The organism is Promicromonospora umidemergens (genome assembly GCF_024171995.1).
GTDB classification, from domain to species: Bacteria; Actinomycetota; Actinomycetes; order Actinomycetales; family Cellulomonadaceae; genus Promicromonospora; species Promicromonospora umidemergens.
The window spans coordinates 237,237-257,881 of sequence record NZ_JAMTCT010000002.1 but is presented as its reverse complement, the minus strand read 5'-3'; the positions used below and the strand labels follow the sequence as shown (position 1 = coordinate 257,881).

The window sequence follows — 20,645 nt, the reverse complement described above, 5'->3', positions numbered from 1 at the left end:
CAGCGCGAGTCAGGAGGCCCTCGGCGCAGGGCCCGAGGACTCGCGCAGCACCAGCTCGGTCGGCAGCCTGATCTGCTCCGCCTCCTGCGCCGAGCGGCCGGCGAACTGGTCGATCAGCAGCTCGACGGCGAGCCGGCCGGCATGCGCACCTGGACCGCCGAGGGTGGTCAGCGACGGGTGGACGAAGTCGGCGGCGAAGATGTCGTCGAACCCGACCACGCTGACGTCGTCGGGCACGCGGACACCCCGCTGGGTGAGCCGGCGGATGATCCCGAAGGCCAGCAGGTCGTTGTGCGCCACGATCGCGCTCGCGCCGGTACGCAGGGCGCCGTCGGCCGCGACGCCGCCGTTCGCGACGTTCGGCGTGTACGGGCCGACCCGGTGCGCCGTCATGCCGTGCTCCTCGGCGCCGGCGCTCAGCGCCGCCCAGCGCACCGCGCCCATCCAGGAGCCGGGCGGGCCGGCGCAGTAGGTCAGGCTCCGGTGCCCGAGCGAGGCAAGGTGCTCCAGGATCTGCTGGCAGCCGGCCCCGACCGCGAGCGCCACGCTCGTCAGCCCGGTCAGCTCGCGGTTGAGCAGGACGACGCGGTGCCGCTCGGCCAAGGCTGTCAGGTCGTCGTCGCTGAGCCGGCTGGCGGCGAGGACGAACCCGTCGACGGTGGGGGACAGGTCGCGTACCTGGTTCTCCTCAATGCGTTGCGACTCCTCGGCGTTGACGATGACCAGGGTGACGTCGGACGCTCTGGCGCGCTGTTCCGCGCCTCGGATGAGCTCGAAGAAGTGCGGGTTGGTGATGTCGGACAGGACCATCGCGATGGTGCGGTGGCGTCCGCCGGGCAGTGCCCGGTTCTGCGGGCTGTGCTGGTATCCGAGCTTTGATGCCGCGGTGAGGACGCGCTGCCGGGTGGCCTCGTTGACCCGGCCGGGCTTGTTGAAGGTGCGCGAGACCGTGGAGGCGGCTACGCCGGCCGCCTTCGCGACGTCGTAGATCGTGGGCTGCACCCAGGCATCTAGCCACATCGTTGGCAATTTTGGCAACTCCTTGCGCAACTTGCCGGACGGTTTCTAGGGTCGCCGCAGTCACGACGCCACACACCGACGTGTGGCGGTGACCGCGCTGCACACGGAGGTGCGGCTCAACGGAAGGAACCGTCACGATGTGCGTGAACCGGGCATGAACCGGGGCCTGCAACGCCTCATCAAGGTGCTCACCGCCGTCGAGCTCACGATCGCCGGTGTCGCCGGGGCCATGATCTTCGTGCTCATCCTGTTCCAGGCGGTCCAGCGCTACCTGCCCCTGCCGCAGATCATCTGGACCGGGGAGCTGTCGCAGTTCGCGCTGATCTGGCTGACGTTCGTCGCGGCCGGCGTGCTGGTCACCCGCAACGGCCACATCGCTCTCGAGCTGGTGGACAGCCTGCCCAGCCCCACGGCGGTCCGGACCGTGCAGACGCTCGCGCTGGCTCTGGTCGCGCTGACCGCCGCGGGGTTCACCTGGGCGTGCTGGGAGCTGGTGTACTCAGCGGGGTTCCTGACCTCGCCGGCGCTCGGCCTGCCCATGTCCTGGGTGTACGCGATAGCGCTGATCGGTCTGGTGAGCGCGACGGTCCGCGCCGCCGTCCGCGCGGTGCAGGTCGCCCGGTTCGGTGCGCCGCCGCCGGACCACCAGGACCGCACGGACACCGAGGGCCGCACGGACACCGAGGGCCGCACGGTCACAGAGGACCTCACTGCCACAGAGGACCGCACGGTCACAGAGGACGAGGCCCAGCGATGACCGTTCTCCTGCTCCTGGTCGCGATCTTGGCCCTGCTGGCCCTCCGGGTGCCCGTCGCGTTCGCCTTTCTCGGTCCCGGCCTGGCCTACCTGCTCATCGAGGGACAGTCGCTCGGGCTGCCGATGCGCCTGGTCGCCGATGCCACCGGCAACTTCGTGCTGCTGGCCGTGCCCCTGTTCATCCTGCTCGGCGTGGTCGCCAACCACGCAGGCATCGCGGACCGCCTCTTCGACTTCGCGCTCGCCCTGTTCGGCCGGGTCCGCGGCGGGCTGGGCTACGTGAGCGTGGGCGTCAGCCTCGGCTTCTCCTGGATGAGCGGTTCCGCGGTGGCCGACGCGGCCGCCCTCAGCAAGGTCGAGATACCGCCGATGCTGCGCGCCGGGTACTCCCGGCGGTTCGGCCTCGGCGTCGTGGGGGCGTCCGCCCTCATCGCGCCGGTCATGCCGCCCAGCATCCCGGCGGTGATCTTCGCGGGACAGGCGTCCGTGTCGACGGGTGCGCTGTTCGCGGCCTCCGTCATACCGGCGCTGCTCATGGTGGTCGGGCTCTGCGCGGTGGTGTTCCTCCTGGTGCGCCGTCAGCCCGGCATCCGGCACCTCGGTTTCTCCTGGGCACGCGTCGCCCGGACCGGCAGACGCGTGGTGCTTCCGCTCGGAGCACCGGTCATCATCCTCGGCGGCATCCTCGGCGGTCTCTTCACGCCCACCGAGGCGGCAGCCGTCGGCGCCGCCTACATGCTGGTCCTCGGCTTCGGCTACCGCACGCTCAAGATCAGGGACCTGCCGAAGATCCTGGTGGAGACCGTCCTGACGACCGCGGCGATCATGCTGATCGTCGCCTCGGCGGCGCTGCTCGGGTACGTCCTGGCCAAGGAACGCGTGCCGCAGGAGCTGGCCCGGCTGGTGCTCGGCATCACCGACGACGGCACGGTCTTCCTGCTCCTGGTCATGCTCCTGATGCTGCTGCTCGGCACAGTGATCGACGCGACCGCCACCCTGGTGCTGGTCGTGCCCATCCTGATGCCGATCGCCACGACCATCGGCGTCGACCCGATCCTGCTCGGTGTCGTGATGATCGTCTCGCTGATGATCGGCCTGCTCACGCCGCCGGTCGGCACCGTGCTCTACGTCCTCAGCTCCACGCAGCAGGTGCCGGTCGGCGAGGTGTTCCGGGGCGCGCTGCCCTTCCTCGTGCCGCTGGTCCTGTGCTGCCTGCTGATCATCTTCTTCCCCGGTATCGCCACCTGGCTGCCGGCACGGCTCGGCCTGTGACCGCTCCCCTCGCCATCGATCGACGACCCATGGACCGACGACCCATCGACCGACGACGACGTCGGCGTGAACCGAAAGGACCCACCATGAACCTCCACCGCACCACCGCCGCCGGCGCGGCCGTGGTCCTGCCCCTGGTGCTGCTCACCGCGTGCGGCGGCTCCGGAGACAGCCCCGGCGGCGCCGCAGGAGGCGGCGAGGTCGAGCTGACGCTCGCGCACAGCTACACCGAGGACCAGCCGCAGCACCTCTGCGGCGCCCAGGTCATCAAGGAGGAGGCCGAGGCCGCTGACGTCGGGATCACCGTCGAGGTGTATGCCAACAGCCAGCTCGGCGGGGACGCCGACCGCATCGCGTCGGTGCAGTCGGGTGACATCGACATCGACGTCCAGGGCGCCTCGGCGCTGGCCGCTGTCTACGAGCCGGCCGGAGTCGTCGATGCGGCCTACGGGTTCGACGACGCCGCACACCTGGACCGGTTCTTCACCGACGGCTCCGCGGACCAGCTCGGGCAGGACTTCAAGGAGGCCTCCGGGGGCGTGTCGGTCCTCGGGGCCTGGTCGGCCGGCGCCAGGCAGTTCACCGCGAACGAGCCCATCCGCGAGCCCGCCGACCTGGCCGGTCTGCGGATCCGTTTCCCGGGCTCCGGGCAGTACCTGCTCAACGCGCGGGCGCTCGGCGCCGAGGCCACAGAGGTCGCCTACGAGGAGCTCTACCTCGCCCTGCAGCAGGGCGTCGTGGAAGGCCAGGAGAACCCGCTGACCAACATCGACGCCAGCAACCTGGTTGAGGTGCAGGACTACGTGAGCATGTCCGCGCACCAGCAGAACTCGAACCTCATCGTGGCCGCGCCGTCCTACGACACCGAGCTGGACGACGACCAGCGTGCGGCGCTCGCCGACGCCGTCGCGGCCGCCGTCGAGCGGATGCCGGGCTGCGTCGAGGAGGCCGAGCAGGAGATCCTCGACGCGTGGGAGCAGGAGGGCTCCGTCGAGGTCGTCGACGACGTCGACCAGGAGGCCTTCGCGCAGCAGACCGACGCGTGGTTCCGGGAGAACCTCGAGGGCGACTCGCTGGCGGTCTACGAGGCCATGCGGAGCTCCGCACAGTGACGCCGTACTCGTCCAGCAGCGCCATGAGGGACCGCTACCGCGTAGCCCTGCTCGGCAACGGCATCAAGCCGTCGCTGTCACCCGCGCTGCACATGGAGGAGGCGCGGCATCTGGGGCTCGACTACGAGTACCGGATCGTCGACCTGGTCGACGACCCCGACGTGGACCTCGGAGCGCAGCTGGGCCGCCTGGAGGGCGCAGGGTTCGACGCGGCCAACGTGACCCACCCGTTCAAGCAGTCCGTGCTCGAGCACGTGGCGGACCTCAGCCCGACCGTGCGCCGCCTCGGCTCCGCCAACCTCGTGCTGCTCGGCGACGGGCACCGGACCGCGCACAACACCGACGGCACCGGTTTCCGGTCGGCGCTGGAGAGCTTCCTCGGCGGCCGTGCGGCCACCGGCACCGTGCTCCAGATCGGTGCCGGCGGCGCAGGGCTCGCCACGGCGTCGGCCCTGATCGACATGGGCTTCGAGCGGATAGTCGTGCACGACGTCGTCCCGGCGGCGGTCGACGCGATGCTGCGGCGTCTCTCCGGGACCGCCGCCGACGGAGCCGGTGGCCGGCTGCGCAGCGCCGGCGGACCGCTCGACGACTGGCTGCCCCGCGTCGACGGCGTCGTGCACGTCACCCCGGTCGGCATGGCCGAGCACCCGGGGACCGCGTTCGACGTCGACCGGCTCGGCCCGGCGGCCTGGGTCGCAGAGGTCGTCTACCGGCCCCTGGAGACAGAGCTGGTGCGGCGCGCCCGCGCGCGCGGGCTGGCCACGCTCGACGGCGGCGGGATGGCCGTGGGGCAGGCCGCCGAGAGCCTGCGCCTGATCACCGGCCTCCGGCCCGACGTCGCCCGGATGCACGCCCACTTCGACCAGCTCGTCGCGGCCGGGCCCACCACCTGAAGGAGGCACCATGCGAACGATCCACATCCTCAACGGCCCCAACCTCAACCTCCTCGGGACGCGGGAGCCCGGCGTCTACGGGACGGCCACGCTCGCCGACGTCGAGCAGCGGTGCGCCGACGTCGCCACCGCGCTCGGCTGCCGGGCCGAGTGCCGCCAGTCCAACCACGAGGGCCGGCTCGTCGACTGGCTCCAGGAGATCGGCCGGGAGGTGGCCGAGGGGCGCAGCATCGGCGTCGTGCTCAACCCCGGGGCATACACCCACACGTCCGTGGCGATCCGGGACGCCATCGCGGGCGCCCAGGTGCCAGTGGTCGAGATCCACGTCTCCAACGTTCACGCCCGCGAGGAGTTCCGGCGGCACTCCTACGTGACGCCCGTGGCCAGGGGCGTCATCGCCGGGCTGGGACCGATCGGGTACGAGCTGGCGATCCGCGCACTGGTGGAGGGCTGACATGCGCAGGTCGATCGCGACCGTGTGCCTCAGCGGCAGCCTGGAGGACAAGCTGTACGCGTGCGCCGACGCCGGGTTCGACGGCGTCGAGATCTTCGAGCAGGACCTCGTGGTGAGCGACCGCAGCCCCGAGGAGATCCGTGCGCTCGCGGACCGGCTCGGCCTGAGCCTCGACCTCTACCAGCCGTTCCGGGACTTCGAGGGCGTCACACCGGAGCTGCTCGAGGAGAACCTGCGCCGCGCGCGCGAGCGGTTCGAGACCATGCGGCGGCTCGGCGTCGACACCGTGCTGGTCTGCAGCAACGTGGCCACCGCGACCGTCGACTCCGACCAGGTCTCGGCCGAGCAGCTGCGGAGGCTGGGTGACCTCGCGGCGTCCTACGGCGTCCGGGTCGCCTTCGAGGCGCTGGCGTGGGGCCGGTACTTGGACGACTACCGCCGCTCCTGGCGGATTGCGGAGCTGGCGGACCACGAAGCCGTCGGGGTGTGCCTGGACAGCTTCCACATCCTCTCCCGCGGGCACGACCCTGCCGCGATCGAAGACATCCCCGGCGACAAGATCTTCTTCGTCCAGCTCGCCGACGCGCCCGGGCTCACCATGGACGTGCTCTCCTGGAGCCGCCATCACCGGCTGTTCCCGGGTGAGGGCGTGTGGGACCTCGGCCGGTTCGTGACCCACCTGGCCCGCGCCGGCTACACCGGCCCGCTGTCGCTCGAGGTCTTCAACGACGTCTTCCGGCAGACCGACACCTTTCGGACCGCCCAGCACGCGCTGCGCTCGCTGGTGTGGCTCGAGGACCGTGCGGCACGGCTCCTGGCCGACGACGGCGCCGTCCGGCACGCGGCAGGGAGCGCCGCCGGGAGCACGCACGGATCGGGGCTCGAGCGGATCGCCGACGTCGACGTGCCCACCGGCTACGACTACGTCGAGATCAAGGCCGAGGACACGAGCGACGTCGAGGTGCTGCTCGATCAGCTCGGCCTCGCGTTCCGCGGCCAGCACCGCACCAAGCCGGTCCGGCTGTGGTCGTCCGGTGACGCTCGGATAGTCCTCAACGAGCAGCACGCGCGGGAGCAGGAACCGCACCTGGCCGGCATCGGCTTCGGCGTGGCCGACGCCTCGGAGGCGAGCGACCGGGCCCGCGCCCTGGCGGTCCGGCCTGCGCCACGCCGGACCCAGGCCGGTGAGCTCGACCTGGCGGGGTTCGTCGCGCCGAGCGGGCTCGAGGTGTTCCTCAACGACCGGCGCACCGAGACCCCTGGCGGGCAGGAGCCTGCCTGGGCCGCGGAGTTCGATCGCGGCCGGCCCGGCGGTGGCGGGGAGATCACCGGCATCGACCACCTGAACGTCTCCCACGGCTGGGACGCCCACGACGAGGCGGTGCTCTTCTACACCAGCGTGCTGGGGCTGGAGAAGCCGTCGGTGACCGAGGCCGCCGGGCCGCAGGGGCTGGTCCGCAGCCAGGTCATGCGCTCGGCCAGCGGCGCGGTCCGGGTCTCGCTGAACGTGGCGCCCGTCGGCGTGTCCCACCCAGAGCACATCGCGCTGGCCTGCACCGACGTCGTCGAGGTCGCCCGGCGGGCGCGGGACCGGGGACTGCGGCCGGTGCCCGTGCCGGACAACTACTACGACGACCTGCGCGCCCGGTTCGGGCTGGACGAGGCAACGCTGTCCCTCCTGCGGGAGCACCAGTTGATGTACGACCGCTCCGCGGCCGGCGAGTTCTGGCACTTCTACACGCCGCGCGTCGGCCGCGTCTGCTTCGAGGTGGTCCAGCGGACCGGCGGGTACGACGTCTACGCGGGTGACAACACCCCGGTCCTGCTGGCCGCCCAGGACCGGCTGGACAGGGGAGGGGCACGGCCATCGGGCTGGTAGCCCGCGGCGTCCCCGCGTCCGAGGTTCTCATCTGCCGATGAGCTCGTCGACCGGATCGTGACCTCAGAGAGTGTTGACCTCGCCGACTCGTCCTGGAAGTGTGCTCTGTGAGCACAGTCGTTCGGATGCCGCACGGATGCGTCACAGTCGCCGCACCGGGTGCACCGAACCTCATCGCCACGCCAGCACCACGTTCAAAGGAGAACCCCGTGCGACGCATGTTCCCTCTCGCGGTGGCAGCCACGGCTGCGACCTTGCTTCTGGCCGCTTGCGGCGGCCCCTCCGAGACAGGGACGGGGGAGGGCGCGGCCGACGGCGGGCTCACCCCCGTCAAGGTCGGCGTCATCCCGATCGTCGACGTCGCCCCGATCTACCTCGGCGTCCAGGAGGGCTTCTTCGAGGAGGAAGGGCTCGACGTCACGCTCGAGCTCGCCCAGGGTGGCGCCGCCATCGTCCCGGCGGTGGTCAGCGAGGACTACCAGTTCGGCTTCAGCAACGTGACCTCACTCCTTGTCGCGTCCTCCAAGGGCCTGCCGCTCAAGGCCGTCGCACCGGGGAACTTCACCACGGGCAAGGCCGGCGAGGACTTCAGCGCCGTGGTCGTGCCGGGCGGCTCCGACATCGAGGACGCGGCCGACCTGGTCGGCAGGACCGTCGCGGTCAACACCCTCGACAACATCGGCGACACCACGGTGCGCAAGGTCGTCTCGGACGCGGGCGGCGACCCGGACGGGGTGGAGTTCGTCGAGATGGGGTTCCCCGACATGCCCGCGGCCGTGGCCGGCGAGCAGGTCGACGCCGCATGGATCGTGGAGCCGCACCTCACGACGGCGCTCGAGCAGGGTGCGGAGATGGTGACGTCGAACTTCGCCGAGACCGACCCTGACCTGCTGATCGCCGCGTACTTCACGACCGAGCAGCAGATCGCGCAGGACCCAGGGACCGTCGAGGCGTTCACGGCCGCGATGGAGGAGTCCCTGACCTACGCGGAGGAGCACCCGGACGAGACCCGCGCGGTCCTGGACACCTACACCGAGATCGACCCGGCCGTGAAGGAGGCGATGGTGATGCCGCGCTTCGGGCCGGAGCTGGAGGCGTCCTCGTTCCAGGTGCTGGCCGACCTCGGCGTCGAGTACGGCACGTTCGACGAGCCCGTCGACGTGAACAAGCTCCTGCCGTGAGCAGCGCAGCGAGCCGGACAGCGAGCCGGGCAGCGAGCCGTGAGCCGGGCCGGGTGGCCGGCCGGCGGCTGCCCGCCTGGGGCCTGGGTGCGGCCGGGGTCGCGACCCTGCTCGTGGTCGTCGAGCTCGCGCCGCGGCTGGGGATCGTGGACGCGCGGTTCCTGCCGCCGACGTCGCAGATCCTCGGCGCCCTGGCCGACCGGCTGGGCACCGGCGAGTTCTGGGTAGCCCTGGGGCAGACGCTGACCACGTGGTTCACCGGGCTCGCGATCTCGGTGGTCGCCGGCGTCGTGCTCGGCATGATCATCGGGTCGGTGCCGCTGCTGCGGGCGGTGACGGCGTCGACCGTCGAGTTCCTGCGCCCCGTGCCGTCGGTGGCGCTGATCCCCGTGGCCATCCTGCTGTACGGCACGGGAATGGCGTCGACCCTGCTGCTGGTGATCTATGCGAGCTTCTGGCAGGTCCTGGTGCAGGTGCTGTCGGGAGCGGCGGACGTCGACCCGGTGGCCTCGGACACGGCGCGCTCGTACCGCTTCTCGCCGCTGACCCGGATCCGGACCCTGGTGTGGCCGACGACGGCGCCGTACGCGATGACCGGGCTGCGGCTGGCGGCGAGCGTCGCCCTGATCCTGACCGTGACCGGTGAGCTGCTCATCGGTACGCCCGGCATCGGCAAGCTGCTCGGCGTGGCGCAGTCCTCGGGTGCGGTCGCCTCGATGTACGCGTACGTCGTGGTCGCCGGGCTGCTCGGGGTAGTGGTGAACGCCGTCGCCCGCGGGCTGGAGAGCCGGGTCCTGTTCTGGCACCCGTCCGTCCGAGGGGAGCGAGCCGCATGACCGGCGCCGCACGGACCCGCACAGGGACCGGCACCGGCACCGGCACAGCCGTCCGGACCACCGCGGGCAGAGTGCTCCGGCAGGTGCTCCTGGCCGTCGGGCTGCCCGCGGTCGTCGTCGCGGTGTGGTGGGTGCTGAGCGCCGGGAGCACGTCGTACTTCAACCCGCCGCTCAGCGTGATCGTCGGCACGTTCGGCGACACGTGGTTCTCGACGCCGTTCGACCAGAGCAGGTTCGTCCAGGACGTCGTGCCGAGCGTGCTGCGGCTGCTCGCCGGCTACGCCGTCGCGCTCGTGGTGGGCGTGGTCCTCGGTGTGGCGATCGGGTCCTCACGGGCGTTCCGGGCCTACGCGGAACCGGTGCTCGAGTTCTTCCGTGCGATCCCGCCGCCGGTGCTGGTGCCGATCCTGATGCTGTTCCTCGGGATCGGGACGTCGATGAAGATCGTCGTGATCGCCACCGGCTGCCTGTGGCCGATCCTGCTGAACACGGTCGAGGGCGTGCGCGGCCTTGACCCGGTGCTGCGGGACACGGCGCGTGCCTACCGGCTGGGCCGGGTCGCCACGGTGCGGCACCTCATGCTGCGGGGGGCGAGCCCGCAGATCGTGACCGGCGCCCGGCAGGCTCTGTCGATCGGCATCATCCTGATGGTGATCAGCGAGATGTTCGCGGCCAAGGACGGGCTGGGCTTCTCGATCGTGCAGTTCCAGCGCAGCTTCGCCATCCCGGAGATGTGGAGCGGGGTCATCCTGCTCGGTGTCGTCGGCGTGCTGCTGTCCCTCGCGTTCCGGGCCGTGACGGACGCGGCCCTCGGCTGGTACCTCGGGTACCGGCAGTCCCAGCACGGAGGTGTCTGATGTCCAGCACGACCAGCCCCGCGAGCACAGCTGCAGGTCCCTCCGGAGGTGCGCGCCTCGTCGTGCGCAACCTGCGCAAGGTCTACACCGGCCGAGGGGAGCCCGTCGAGGCGATCGCCGACCTGACCTTCGAGATCCGCCCGGGCGAGCTGGTCTGCGTCGTGGGTCCCTCGGGCGCAGGCAAGACGACCTTGCTGCGCTGCGTGGCGGGCCTCATGCCCGCGACGTCCGGCGAGCTCGTGCTCGGTGGGTCCGCGATCACGGGCCCCCCGCAGGGCATGGCCGTCGTGCTCCAGGAGTACGGCCGCTCGCTGTTCCCCTGGCTGACCGTCGCCGAGAACGTCGAGCTGCCCCTCAAGGAGAAGGGCGTCGGGAAGGCACGCCGCGCCGAGCTGGTGGGCGAGACGCTCGCGGCGGTCGGCCTCGGTGACGTCACCGGGTCCTACCCGTGGCAGCTCTCCGGCGGCATGCAGCAGCGGGTGGCGATCGCGCGGGCCGCGGCCTACGAGCCGCAGGTGCTGCTCATGGACGAGCCGTTCGCGGCGGTCGACGCGCAGACGCGGTTCGAGCTCGAGGACCTCGTGCGCACGCTGTGGAAGCGGCTGGGCATCACCGTCGTGTTCGTGACGCACGACATCGACGAGGCGATCTACCTCGGCGAGCGGGTGCTCGTGCTGTCGGCCCGGCCCACGGTGGTGCTCGAGGACGTGGTGGTCGGTCTCGGTGCCGAGCGCGACCAGCTCGAGACGCGTGGCCACGCGGAGTTCGCCCGTCTGCGCACCCACGTCTACGAGCTCGTCCAGCAGGCCAAGGCGGGCGTCCGGAGCCTGGCCGACGCACACCTCACTCATCCGGGAGCGGCGACATGACGGGGCCTGATCACGACCCGGGGGCTCGTTCGCCCGAGTTCGTGCAGTCGCTGGAGCGGGGACTGGCGGTGATCCGGGCGTTCGACAAGGAACGGCGGTCACTCACCCTGAGCGACGTGGCTCGTGAGACGGGGCTGAGCCGGGCCTCCGCGCGCAGGTTCCTGCACACCCTGGTCGAGCTCGGCTACGTGGCGACCGACGGGCGGGAGTTCACGCTACGGCCGGCGCTCCTGGACCTCGGCTACGCCTATCTGTCGAGCCTCACGCTGCCCGAGATCGCGCTGCCGCACCTGCACGAGCTCTCCGAGGAGGTGGGAGAGTCGTCCTCGGTGGCGGTGCTCGACGGCGCGGACATCGTCTACGTGGCCCGCGTCGCCACGCACCGGATCATGAGCGCCGCGATCCGCGTGGGTACGCGGTTCCCGGCCCACGCGACGTCGATGGGCCGGGTGCTCCTCGCCCACGCCCAACCGGCCGCGGTGGACGCCTACCTTGCCTCGACCACGCTGACCGCACTGACGTCGCGGACGATCACCAGGCCACGGGACCTGCGGACCGTGCTCGGGCAGGTTCGCGGCCAGGGCTGGGCCGTGGTGGACCAGGAGCTCGAGGAGGGCCTGAGGTCGGTCGCGGCCCCGCTGCGAGACGGTACGGGGCGTGTCGTCGCGGCCGTGAACGTCTCCGCGCCGGTACGGCGCGGGGCGATCACCGAGATCCTGGAGCACCTCCTTCCCCCGCTGCTCAAGGCCGCCGCGGCCATCGAGTCCGACCTGGCCCGCATGCGCTAGGTGAAAGCAGCCAGGTGACAGCAGCCAGGTGACGGCGGAGCCGTCCCGATGCGAGACGACAGCAGGACGACGACAGCAGGGGAGTGATCTGATGCAAGGGGCCTTTGTCTTCGATGCCGTTCGGACGCCGTTCGGGCGGTTCGGCGGTGCGCTCGCCCACGTGCGGCCGGACGACTTGGCGGCGTTCGTGGTCGGTGAGCAGGTGCGTCGTGCGCCGGCTCTGGATCCCGCGGTCGTGGGCGATGTGATCCTGGGCAATGCCAACGGTGCGGGGGAGGAGAACCGGGACGTGGCGCGGATGGCGGTGTTGCTCGCGGGCCTGCCGGTGTCCGTGCCGGGTACCACGGTGAACCGGTTGTGCGGGTCGTCGCTGGAGGCGGCGGTGCAGGCTGCCCGTGCTGTCGAGTCGGGTGACGCGGACGTCGTCGTAGCGGGTGGTGTGGAGTCGATGAGCCGTGCGCCGTGGGTGTTGCCCAAGATGGACCGCCTGTTCCCTGCGGGTGACCTGAATCTCGCTTCGACCACTCTGGGCTGGCGTTTGGTCAACCCGCGGATGCGCGCGGAGTGGACGGTCTCGCTCGGGGAGGCGACCGAGCGGTTGCGGGAGAGGTACGGGGTCACGCGGGAGCGGCAGGATGAGTATGCGCTGCGCAGCCACACGCTTGCCAACGCTGCTTGGGAAGCTGGGCACTACGACGACCTGGTGACGCCTTACCCGCGTACCGGTCCTGGCGCTGGGTCCGGCACGGGACTGGCCCGGGACGAGCCGATCCGACCGGGCACCACACTCGAACAGCTGGCGGCGCTGACGCCGTCGTTCCGGCCTCTGGGCAACGGTCCGGGCGGCGGTACCGTCACGGCGGGCAGTGCCTCGCCGCTCTCGGACGGCGCCTCGGCGGCGCTGGTCGGGTCGGAGCGGGCGGCCGGTCTGGCCGGTCTCGATCCGCTGGCGCGCATCGCCGGGCGGGCGGCGGTCGCGAACGAGCCGCAGTATTTCGGGTACGCACCGGTCGAGGCGGCCGAGCGTGCGCTGGCCCGCTCGGGGATCACGTGGGACGACGTCGCTGCTGTCGAGATCAACGAGGCCTTCGCCGCGCAGACCCTTGCGTGCACGGACGCCTGGGGGATCGACCTGGACATCGTCAACGCCTGGGGTGGGGCCATCGCCCTCGGGCACCCGCTGGGGGCGTCGGGGACGCGCGTGCTGGGCACGCTGGCCCGGCGGCTCGTGGAAGAGGGCGGCCGGTGGGGCGTCGCGGCGATCTGTATCGGCGTGGGGCAGGGTATGGCTGTGGTGCTGGAGAACGTGACGAACGGTGGGACCGCGTGAGCGCGACGGTCTTCGCGTCGAGCGCGCTCGATGCGCTCGGGGACGTCGCGGACGGTGCGACGGTGATGATCGGCGGGTTCGGGCCGGCGGGGCAGCCGGCCGAGCTCGTGGTGGCGTTGCTGGAGCAGGGTGCCTCCGGGCTGGTCGTGGTGAGCAACAACGCGGGCAACGGGGAGGACCCGCTGGCCCGGCTGATCCAGCACGGACGCGTGGCGAAGATGGTGTGCTCGTTCCCGCGGCAGGTCGACTCCTGGCATTTTGACGCGGCCTACCGGTCCGGCGCGGTCGAGCTGGAGCTGGTGCCGCAGGGCAGCCTGGCCGAGCGGATCCGTGCGGCGGGCGCGGGGATCGGCGCGTTCTTCACACCGACCGGCTTCGGCACGCCGCTCGCCGAAGGGAAGGAGCATCGGCGGATCGAGGGCGTCGACCAGGTGCTGGAGTATGCGATCCACGCGGACGTCGCGTTGGTGCGGGCTGACCGAGCGGACGGTGTGGGCAATCTCGTGTATCGCAAGACGGCACGCAACTTCGGTCCGATCATGGCGGCCGCCGCGCGGCGCTCGGTCGCGCAGGTGCGCGACGTCGTCCCGGTCGGGGCCCTCGACCCGGAGGCCGTGGTGACGCCGGGCATCTACGTGGACGCCGTCGTCGAGCTCACGGAGGTCACGAGCACGGAGGTCACGAGCACGGCGGGAACGAGCACGGTCGGAGCCGTCGCAGCTGGAACAGAGGGGTTGGTATGAGCGCCCTGGACACCGCCGCACGGCGGTCACCGCTCACCAGGGCGCAGCTCGCCGCCCGGGTAGCTGCCGACATCGATCCCGGGTCATACGTCAACCTGGGCATCGGTCTGCCGACGCTGGTCGCGGACCACCTGGCCACCGCCTCCGGGATCATGCTGCACACCGAGAACGGGATGCTCGGCATGGGCCCGTCCCCGGAACCTGGAGCGGTGGACCCTGACCTCGTCAACGCGGGGAAGGCCCCCGTGACGGAGCTGCCGGGGGCGTCGTACTTCCATCAGGCCGACTCGTTCGCGATGATGCGCGGCGGCCATATCGACGTCTGCGTGCTGGGTGCGTTCCAGGTCTCGGTGTCCGGTGACCTCGCGAACTGGTCCACGGGAGCGCCCGACGCCGTCCCCGCCGTCGGCGGTGCGATGGACCTCGCGACCGGGGCACGGCGGACCGTGGTGATGATGAGTCTGCTGACGAAGGACGGCGCACCGAAGCTCGTCGAGCGGTGCACGTTGCCGCTGACCGGTGTCGGTTGTGTGTCCCGGGTCTATACCGACCTCGCTGTCTTCGACGTGGGACCCGACGGCGCGCACGTCGTCGAGACCTTCGGCACGACGCACCGCGAGCTCGAGGCGCTGCTCGACCTGACCCTCGGCCCGGCACCGGGGAGGACCCGTTGACCGCATCACCCGCCCCCGAACGCACGCCCGTCGGGATCGTCGGCGGCGGCCCCGCCGGGCTGCTGCTCTCGCACCTGCTGCACCGCTCCGGAATCGAGCACGTGGTGCTGGAGGCGCGCTCGCGCGACGAGATCGAGCACACGCACCGCGCGGGCATCCTCGAGGCCGGCGCGGTGCAGGTCCTGGTCGAGAACGGCCTGGACCGCGTGCTGCGCGACGGTGACCGACACGACGGCATAGTGCTGAGGTTCGACGGCACCGACCACCACATCGACCTCGCGGGCCTCACCGGCCGCAGCGTGTGGCTCTACCCGCAGACCGACGTCTTCATCGACCTGGCCACCAGGCGCGACGCCGACGGCGGAGACGTCCGCTGGGGCGCAACGGTCACGCAGGTGCGGGGCTGCGACACCGACCGGCCGGGCGTGCTCTGGACCGATCCACAGGGAACCGAGCACGAGCTGCGCTGCGACGTCCTGGTGGGGGCCGACGGTTCGCACTCCACCCTGCGGCACACCCTGCCCGAGGCGCAGCGCCGCACGTTCGCCCACGAGTACCCCTACGCCTGGTTCGGCGTCATCGTCGAGGCGGCGCGCAGCGCGCCAGAGCTCGTCTACACGACGTCGGAGCACGGGTTCGCCCTGATCAGCCAGCGCACCGACACCCACCAGAGGATGTACTTCCAGTGCGACCCCGACGAGGACCCGAGCGGGTGGAGCGTCGAGCAGATCTGGGCGGAGCTGCAGCGCCGGGTCGCCGGGCCCGACGGGTTCCGGCTGACCGAGGGCCCCGTCGCGGAACGCTCGGTGCTCCGCTTCCGGTCGTCCGTCGTCGAACCCGTACGGCACGGCCGGATGCTCCTGGCAGGCGACGCCGCGCACTCGGTGCCACCCACGGGAGCCAAGGGCCTGAACCTGGCGCTCGCCGACGTCGTCGTGCTGCACGACGTCCTGGAGAGCTGGTTCGCCAGGCGTGACGACGCAGTGCTCGACGAGTACGGGCACCGGGTGTCCGAGCGGGTGTGGCGTGCCCAGCACTTCTCCGCGTGGATGAGCAGCATGCTGCACTCCCACCCGGGGGAGACCGGCTTCGCGGCCCGACGCCGGGTCGCCGAGCTGCGTACCCTCACCGCCTCGGAGGCCGGCAGACGCTTCCTCGCCGAGGGGTACACGGGGTGGGGTCCCGTGCTCGGCGGGGCGGCGCCGTGAACGCGGTCGGGCGGGACGGCGGAGCCGCCGTCGACAGGGATGCCACGAGGGAGACGACGATGGACGCTGCACCGGACCTGGCCGCCGAGTCGCAGGCGCAGCTCAGCGCCGAGATCGAGGCAGGGCACCGGGCGTACGAGGAGGGCCTGGAGCAGGGCCTCCCGGAGGAGCTCGGCCCACGCCGCGACTGGCCGCCCTACCGCAGCTCGCTCCTGCGGCACCCGACCAAGGACCTGCACCACGCCGACCCGGAGACCATCGAGCTGTTCGCCCCCGTGTTCGGCGAGCGGGACGTCGGCGCGCTGGAGGCGGACCTGACGGTCCAGCCGGGCGGCGAGCCGATCGGCGAGCGGCTGGTGGTGCGCGGCCGCGTCGTCGACGGGGAGGGGCGGCCGGTGCGTCGCCAGCTCGTCGAGGTCTGGCAGGCCAACGCCGCCGGCCGGTACCTCCACAAGCGCGACCAGCACCCGGCACCGGTCGACCCGCACTTCACCGGTGTGGGGCGGATGCTGACCGACGACGACGGCTGGTACCAGCTCCGGACGATCAAGCCCGGCCCTTACCCGTGGAAGAACCACTTCAACGCCTGGCGCCCCGCACACATCCACTTCTCGCTCTTCGGACGCGAGATCACCCAGCGCATCGTCACACAGATGTACTTCCCGGGGGACCCGCTCTTCGCCCTGGACCCGATCTACCAGTCGATCCAGGACGCCCGCGCCCGCGACCGGCTCGTCGCGACCTACGACCACGACCTGTCGGAGCACGAGTGGGCCACCGGCTACCGCTGGGACATCGTGCTGACCGGAGCGCACCGCACCTGGACCGAGCCGGAGGACGGCGATGAGTGAGCCCGCCCTGAATGAGCCCGCCCTGAATGAGCCCACCCTGAACGGCCCGCTGCCGCCGACACCCGGGCAGACCGTCGGACCTTTCTTCGGCTACGCGCTGCCCTATGCGCGCGGCAACGAGCTCGTCGAGCCCGGCACGCCCGGCGCCGTCCGCCTCCACGGGACCGTTCGCGACGGTGCGGGCAACCCCGTCCCCGACGCGCTGATCGAGATCTGGCAGGCCGACGCAGCGGGCGACGTCGTCGGACGGTCCGGCTCGATCCTGCGCGACGGCACCTTCACCGGCTGGGGCCGCGCCGAGACCGACCGCGAGGGCGGCTACTGGTTCCGCACGGTGGCTCCGGGCAGCACCGAGCCGGGAAGGGCACGGTTCTTCGCGGTGACCGTGTTCGCCCGTGGCCTGCAGGACCGGCTGTTCACCCGCGCCTACCTGCCCGACGACCCCGGGTCGCTCGGCACGGACCCGCTGCTCACCTCGCTCGGCGCCGAGCGACGGGCCACGCTGGTCACGGCGCGCGAACCCGACGGGTCGCTGCGCTTCGACATCCGTCTGCAGAGCGACTCGAAGGGGGAGGAGACCGTGTTCCTCACGTACGACAGGTCCACCCAGCCGACCAGGTCCACCCAGCCGACCCGGCCCGCCCGGTCAGCCCGTCCCGGCCGGGACGGCGCCGGTGCCTGACGTCGGCCTCCTCACGCCAGGCGCGGACCTCGCCCCCGGGTCCCCCGCCGCGGTCACGGACGACCTCGCCGTCCTGCGCGCGATGCTCCGCGCCGAGGCGGCATGGGTGCGGGTCGTCGCGCGGCACCGCGGCGAGGACGCGGTGGCCGGCGAGATCGACGCCGTCGTCGAGCGCCTGGCCGGGACGGACGCCGACGCGCTCGCGCTCGCCACCCGGGTGGCCCGGGCGAGCGGCGCCGGTGGCAACCCGGTGATCCCCCTGGTGGCCGAGCTGCGTGCGGCAGCAGGACCCCGGCTCGTTCCCACCGTGCACGCCGGGCTGACCTCGCAGGACGTGCTCGACACGGCGCTCGTCCTGGTGCTGCGCGAGGCGGCGCACGGCATCGGGGCCGACCTCGACCGGGCCGCCGCCGCCGTCGCCCGCCTGGCGGTCGACCATCGCGGCCGGCCGGCGCTGGGCCGCACCCTGGCCCAGGCGGCCGTGCCGACCACGCTGGGGGCGCGGTTCGCCGGATGGCTGCAGGGCCTCGTAGCGGCACAGGGCTTCCTGGCCGAGACGGCCCACACACTGCCCCTGGCCTACGGCGGCGCGGCGGGCGAGCTGTCGGGCGTGAGCGACATGGCCGACGGTGACCCGGTGGCCGACTGCGACCCGTTCGCGCTCGTCGAGGCCTGGGGCGACGAGCTCGGGCTGCCGGTCGGGCCGGGCCCGTGGCACGTCACCCGCACACCGGTGGTACGGCTGGCGTCGGCGCTCGCCGAGACGTGCGCGGCGCTCGGCAAGGTCGCGAACGACGTCCTGCAGGCCGTCCGGCCGGGTGTCGGCGAGCTGCGTGAACCGGTCGCGCCAGGGCGCGGGGCGTCGTCGGCCATGGCGCACAAGCGCAACCCGGTGCTGTCGGTGCTGGTCCGGCGGTCCGCGATCGCGGCGCCACACCTGGCGGCGCAGGTGCTCAGCGCGGCGGGACTCGCGGTCGACGAGCGGTCCGACGGCGCGTGGCACGCCGAGTGGCCCGCCCTCCAGCAGCTGGCCCGGCACACGATCGCGTCGGCGCACGCCGCGGCAGAGCTGCTGGAGGGACTCGAGGTCGACGCAGAGGCCGTGGCCCGGAACCTGCGTGACGAGCTGCCCGACGTCGGACGCGTGCCCGACGTCGGCGCCGCGGCCGCCGTCGTCGACCGGGTGCTCGACCGGCTCGCCGAACAGCCGGCCGACGCCGGGAGGCCGAGCGCCGTCGGCGAGGCACCTGCCGAGGGTGGCGTCGGCTCGGAGGACGGATGACCGCGCGACCCGTCCTTGGCGCCGTCGAGTTCGTGCTGCGCGACGCCACACGTCCGCTGCTGGTGCTCGGGCCCTCGCTGGGGACGTCGGTGGCCGCACTGTGGCAGAGCGCGGTCGAGCTCCTGGGTGCTGGCAGCGCCGGAGACCTGGACGTCGTCGGCTGGGACCTGCCCGGCCACGGCTCCGCGCCCGTACCCGCGGCGGAGGACCTCGACGGGCTCACCATCGGCGATCTTGCCGCCGCCGTCCTCGGCATCGTGGAGCGAGCGCAGGCCCGGCGGGGAGACCCGGGTGCGCCGTTCTGGTACGCGGGGGTCTCGGCCGGCGGTGCGGTCGGTCAACAGCTCCTCCTCGACGCACCCGGCCGGGTGCTGGGTGCGGCGCTGATCTGCACCGCGACGACGTTCGGCGACGCGTCGGCGTGGACCGCGCGGGCCGACCTGGTGCAGGCTGCGGGCACCCCGACCCAGGTCGAGGGCGCCGCGCGCCGCTGGTTCGCACCGGGGTTCCTCGAACGCGAACCGCAGGTGGCCCTGCGCCTGCTCGCTTGCCTGCAGACCGCCGACCGGTTCGGCTACGCCGCGGTGTGCCGTGCGCTGGCCGGCCACGACGTGCGAGGCAGGCTCGGGGCGGTCGGCGTCCCCGTGATCGCGATCGCCGGCGAGGCGGACCAGGCGACACCGCCCGCGCGGCTGGAGGAGATCGCGCGCGCCGTCCCCGGCGCTCGGCTGCGGGTGCTGGACGGGGTGGCGCACCTCGCGCCCGCGGAGCGGCCGCAGGCCGTGGCGGCGCTGGTCCGCGACCTCATCGCGGGAAGGCCGGCGGCATGACCGACCGCACCGGCGCTACCGGACCCGGAGATGACGAACGCCACCAGGACGGCATGGCGGTGCGGCGCGAGGTGCTCGGTGACGCGCACGTGGACCGCGCCGTCGCGGGCACCACGCCGTTCACCGCCGAGTTCCAGGACCTCATCACCCGGTACGCGTGGGGCGAGGTCTGGACCCGGCCGGGCCTGGACCGGCGCAGCCGATCGATGATCACCCTGACCGCGCTGGTCGCCGGCGGTCACTGGGACGAGCTGGCGATGCACGTGCGCGCCGCCGTGCGCAACGGGCTGAGCGTCGAGGAGATCAAGGAGGTGCTGCTGCAGACCGCGATCTACTGCTCGGTGCCGAGCGCCAACCGTGCGTTCAGGATCGCCCAGGAGGTACTGAGCGACGAGGGCCTGGTCTGACGGAGGCTCCGTCGGGTCCGAGCGAGTGGCGGCAGTCGTGGTTAGCGTGGAGACGGGCATCAGCGCAGGAAGCCACGCCGCCGCCGACCGGCAGGCGTCCCACGTCGGAGGAGTGAAAGATGGAGAGCAGGGCCAAGGCCGCTGGACACGCGGTCCATCAGCAGCTGATCGTCTTCCCGCTCGGGCTGCTTGCCACGGCGGTCGTGTTCGACCTGATCGGCCTGGTGACCGACGACGGCCGGTTCGCCTCCGCGTCGTACCTCATGATCGGCGCGGGCGTCTTGATGGGGGTGGTCGCGGCGGTCTTCGGCCTGATCGACTACGTCGCGATCCCGCGCGGCACCCGGGCCCGGCGCATCGGGATCATGCACGGCGGTGGCAACGTCGTCATGCTCGTCCTGTTCGCCCTGAGCTGGCTGCTGCGTGCCGGTACCGGTGGCAACGTCCCGGACGCCGCGGCGCTCGTCCTCGGACTGGTCTCGCTCGTCATCGCGGGCGGCACCGGGTGGCTGGGAGGGGAGCTGGTGGACCGGCTCGGCGTCGGGGTCGACGACGACGCGAACCTGGACGCCCCGACACAGCTCACCACCGGGATCTCGGTACGCCGTGCGCCCGGGGTGGCCCCGTGACAGCGGCTCGGCCCGAAGGACCTCTTTTCGCTTGAAGTATCGGTAAAGGCTCTTCGACGTTACGGTCGAAGAGAGCCAGGCCGGGGCTC

Annotated in this window: 22 protein-coding genes; 21 read left to right on the top strand and 1 reads right to left on the bottom strand. The window is 72.2% G+C overall.

Features of this window, described 5'->3' with window-relative positions; translation table 11 throughout:
- Positions 1-9 precede the first annotated feature (9 nt).
- A complete protein-coding gene (locus tag APR04_RS04705; protein ID WP_253868243.1) occupies positions 10-1,020 on the bottom strand; it encodes a LacI family DNA-binding transcriptional regulator in 1,011 nt (336 codons plus the stop codon).
- Between the two features lie 139 nt (positions 1,021-1,159).
- Between APR04_RS04705 and APR04_RS04700 the strand changes: the two genes are divergently transcribed.
- From APR04_RS04700 to APR04_RS04600, 21 genes are all read left to right on the top strand, one after another.
- A complete protein-coding gene (locus APR04_RS04700; RefSeq protein WP_253868242.1) occupies positions 1,160-1,777 on the top strand; it encodes a TRAP transporter small permease in 618 nt (205 codons plus the stop codon).
- Entirely contained in the window at positions 1,774-3,048 is a 1,275-nt protein-coding gene (locus tag APR04_RS04695) for a TRAP transporter large permease (protein ID WP_253868241.1), read from the top strand. Before APR04_RS04700 ends, APR04_RS04695 begins: the two co-directional genes overlap by 4 nt.
- Positions 3,049-3,134: 86 nt before the next feature.
- Positions 3,135-4,160: a DctP family TRAP transporter solute-binding subunit gene (locus tag APR04_RS04690; RefSeq protein WP_253868240.1), complete on the top strand. Its 1,026-nt coding sequence runs from the start codon at positions 3,135-3,137 to the stop codon at positions 4,158-4,160.
- A 23-nt stretch (positions 4,161-4,183) separates the two neighbouring features.
- Positions 4,184-5,056 (top strand): shikimate dehydrogenase, encoded by an 873-nt coding sequence (locus APR04_RS04685; RefSeq protein ID WP_253868239.1) that lies wholly within the window; start codon positions 4,184-4,186, stop codon positions 5,054-5,056.
- Positions 5,057-5,066: 10 nt separating this feature from the next.
- Positions 5,067-5,510, top strand: a complete 444-nt coding sequence (gene aroQ, locus APR04_RS04680) for a type II 3-dehydroquinate dehydratase (protein ID WP_253868238.1) — start codon at positions 5,067-5,069, stop codon at positions 5,508-5,510.
- 1 nt (position 5,511) lies between these two features.
- On the top strand, positions 5,512-7,389 hold the full coding sequence (locus APR04_RS04675) for a bifunctional sugar phosphate isomerase/epimerase/4-hydroxyphenylpyruvate dioxygenase family protein (RefSeq protein WP_253868237.1): 1,878 nt from the start codon (positions 5,512-5,514) through the stop codon (positions 7,387-7,389).
- 218 nt (positions 7,390-7,607) lie between these two features.
- Positions 7,608-8,570, top strand: a complete 963-nt coding sequence (locus tag APR04_RS04670) for an ABC transporter substrate-binding protein (RefSeq protein ID WP_253868500.1) — start codon at positions 7,608-7,610, stop codon at positions 8,568-8,570.
- Entirely contained in the window at positions 8,567-9,406 is an 840-nt protein-coding gene (locus APR04_RS04665; protein ID WP_253868236.1) for an ABC transporter permease, read from the top strand. Before APR04_RS04670 ends, APR04_RS04665 begins: the two co-directional genes overlap by 4 nt.
- Positions 9,403-10,263, top strand: coding sequence for an ABC transporter permease (locus APR04_RS04660; RefSeq protein WP_253868235.1), 861 nt, complete (start codon positions 9,403-9,405; stop codon positions 10,261-10,263). The genes APR04_RS04665 and APR04_RS04660 overlap by 4 nt, the downstream gene beginning before the upstream one ends.
- Positions 10,263-11,132, top strand: coding sequence for an ABC transporter ATP-binding protein (locus APR04_RS04655; protein WP_253868234.1), 870 nt, complete (start codon positions 10,263-10,265; stop codon positions 11,130-11,132). The genes APR04_RS04660 and APR04_RS04655 overlap by 1 nt, the downstream gene beginning before the upstream one ends.
- On the top strand, positions 11,129-11,920 hold the full coding sequence (locus tag APR04_RS04650; protein WP_253868233.1) for an IclR family transcriptional regulator domain-containing protein: 792 nt from the start codon (positions 11,129-11,131) through the stop codon (positions 11,918-11,920). Before APR04_RS04655 ends, APR04_RS04650 begins: the two co-directional genes overlap by 4 nt.
- A gap of 91 nt (positions 11,921-12,011) precedes the next feature.
- A complete protein-coding gene (locus APR04_RS04645; RefSeq protein ID WP_253868232.1) occupies positions 12,012-13,250 on the top strand; it encodes a thiolase family protein in 1,239 nt (412 codons plus the stop codon).
- Positions 13,247-13,993 (top strand): 3-oxoacid CoA-transferase subunit A, encoded by a 747-nt coding sequence (locus tag APR04_RS04640; RefSeq protein ID WP_253868231.1) that lies wholly within the window; start codon positions 13,247-13,249, stop codon positions 13,991-13,993. The genes APR04_RS04645 and APR04_RS04640 overlap by 4 nt, the downstream gene beginning before the upstream one ends.
- Complete coding sequence (locus tag APR04_RS04635; RefSeq protein WP_253868230.1) at positions 13,990-14,667, top strand: 3-oxoacid CoA-transferase subunit B; 678 nt, start codon at positions 13,990-13,992, stop codon at positions 14,665-14,667. Before APR04_RS04640 ends, APR04_RS04635 begins: the two co-directional genes overlap by 4 nt.
- Positions 14,664-15,875, top strand: a complete 1,212-nt coding sequence (locus APR04_RS04630; RefSeq protein WP_253868229.1) for a 4-hydroxybenzoate 3-monooxygenase — start codon at positions 14,664-14,666, stop codon at positions 15,873-15,875. The genes APR04_RS04635 and APR04_RS04630 overlap by 4 nt, the downstream gene beginning before the upstream one ends.
- A gap of 59 nt (positions 15,876-15,934) precedes the next feature.
- The gene (gene pcaH, locus APR04_RS04625; RefSeq protein WP_253868228.1) at positions 15,935-16,726 is read left to right on the top strand and encodes a protocatechuate 3,4-dioxygenase subunit beta; all 792 of its coding nucleotides are present in this window, start codon (positions 15,935-15,937) and stop codon (positions 16,724-16,726) included.
- Entirely contained in the window at positions 16,719-17,408 is a 690-nt protein-coding gene (gene pcaG / locus APR04_RS04620; protein WP_253868227.1) for a protocatechuate 3,4-dioxygenase subunit alpha, read from the top strand. Before pcaH ends, pcaG begins: the two co-directional genes overlap by 8 nt.
- Positions 17,401-18,690: a lyase family protein gene (locus APR04_RS04615; protein ID WP_253868226.1), complete on the top strand. Its 1,290-nt coding sequence runs from the start codon at positions 17,401-17,403 to the stop codon at positions 18,688-18,690. Before pcaG ends, APR04_RS04615 begins: the two co-directional genes overlap by 8 nt.
- A complete protein-coding gene (locus tag APR04_RS04610; RefSeq protein WP_253868225.1) occupies positions 18,687-19,520 on the top strand; it encodes an alpha/beta fold hydrolase in 834 nt (277 codons plus the stop codon). The genes APR04_RS04615 and APR04_RS04610 overlap by 4 nt, the downstream gene beginning before the upstream one ends.
- Positions 19,517-19,927: a 4-carboxymuconolactone decarboxylase gene (pcaC, locus tag APR04_RS04605; RefSeq protein ID WP_253868224.1), complete on the top strand. Its 411-nt coding sequence runs from the start codon at positions 19,517-19,519 to the stop codon at positions 19,925-19,927. Before APR04_RS04610 ends, pcaC begins: the two co-directional genes overlap by 4 nt.
- Positions 19,928-20,046: 119 nt before the next feature.
- Positions 20,047-20,556 carry a DUF2231 domain-containing protein gene (locus tag APR04_RS04600; protein WP_253868223.1) on the top strand — a complete coding sequence of 170 codons (510 nt, stop codon included), beginning with the start codon at positions 20,047-20,049 and terminating at the stop codon, positions 20,554-20,556.
- Positions 20,557-20,645: the final 89 nt, after the last annotated feature.

Coding starts and splice junctions, on each gene's coding strand:
- APR04_RS04705 (WP_253868243.1), bottom strand. CDS start 1,020: ATGTGGCTAGATGCCTGGGTGCAGCCCACGATCTACGACGTCGCGAAG.
- APR04_RS04695 (WP_253868241.1), top strand. CDS start 1,774: ATGACCGTTCTCCTGCTCCTGGTCGCGATCTTGGCCCTGCTGGCCCTC.
- APR04_RS04690 (WP_253868240.1), top strand. CDS start 3,135: ATGAACCTCCACCGCACCACCGCCGCCGGCGCGGCCGTGGTCCTGCCC.
- APR04_RS04685 (WP_253868239.1), top strand. CDS start 4,184: ATGAGGGACCGCTACCGCGTAGCCCTGCTCGGCAACGGCATCAAGCCG.
- aroQ (WP_253868238.1), top strand. CDS start 5,067: ATGCGAACGATCCACATCCTCAACGGCCCCAACCTCAACCTCCTCGGG.
- APR04_RS04675 (WP_253868237.1), top strand. CDS start 5,512: ATGCGCAGGTCGATCGCGACCGTGTGCCTCAGCGGCAGCCTGGAGGAC.
- APR04_RS04670 (WP_253868500.1), top strand. CDS start 7,608: ATGTTCCCTCTCGCGGTGGCAGCCACGGCTGCGACCTTGCTTCTGGCC.
- APR04_RS04660 (WP_253868235.1), top strand. CDS start 9,403: ATGACCGGCGCCGCACGGACCCGCACAGGGACCGGCACCGGCACCGGC.
- APR04_RS04655 (WP_253868234.1), top strand. CDS start 10,263: ATGTCCAGCACGACCAGCCCCGCGAGCACAGCTGCAGGTCCCTCCGGA.
- APR04_RS04650 (WP_253868233.1), top strand. CDS start 11,129: ATGACGGGGCCTGATCACGACCCGGGGGCTCGTTCGCCCGAGTTCGTG.
- APR04_RS04645 (WP_253868232.1), top strand. CDS start 12,012: ATGCAAGGGGCCTTTGTCTTCGATGCCGTTCGGACGCCGTTCGGGCGG.
- APR04_RS04635 (WP_253868230.1), top strand. CDS start 13,990: ATGAGCGCCCTGGACACCGCCGCACGGCGGTCACCGCTCACCAGGGCG.
- pcaH (WP_253868228.1), top strand. CDS start 15,935: ATGGACGCTGCACCGGACCTGGCCGCCGAGTCGCAGGCGCAGCTCAGC.
- pcaG (WP_253868227.1), top strand. CDS start 16,719: ATGAGTGAGCCCGCCCTGAATGAGCCCGCCCTGAATGAGCCCACCCTG.
- APR04_RS04610 (WP_253868225.1), top strand. CDS start 18,687: ATGACCGCGCGACCCGTCCTTGGCGCCGTCGAGTTCGTGCTGCGCGAC.
- pcaC (WP_253868224.1), top strand. CDS start 19,517: ATGACCGACCGCACCGGCGCTACCGGACCCGGAGATGACGAACGCCAC.
- APR04_RS04600 (WP_253868223.1), top strand. CDS start 20,047: ATGGAGAGCAGGGCCAAGGCCGCTGGACACGCGGTCCATCAGCAGCTG.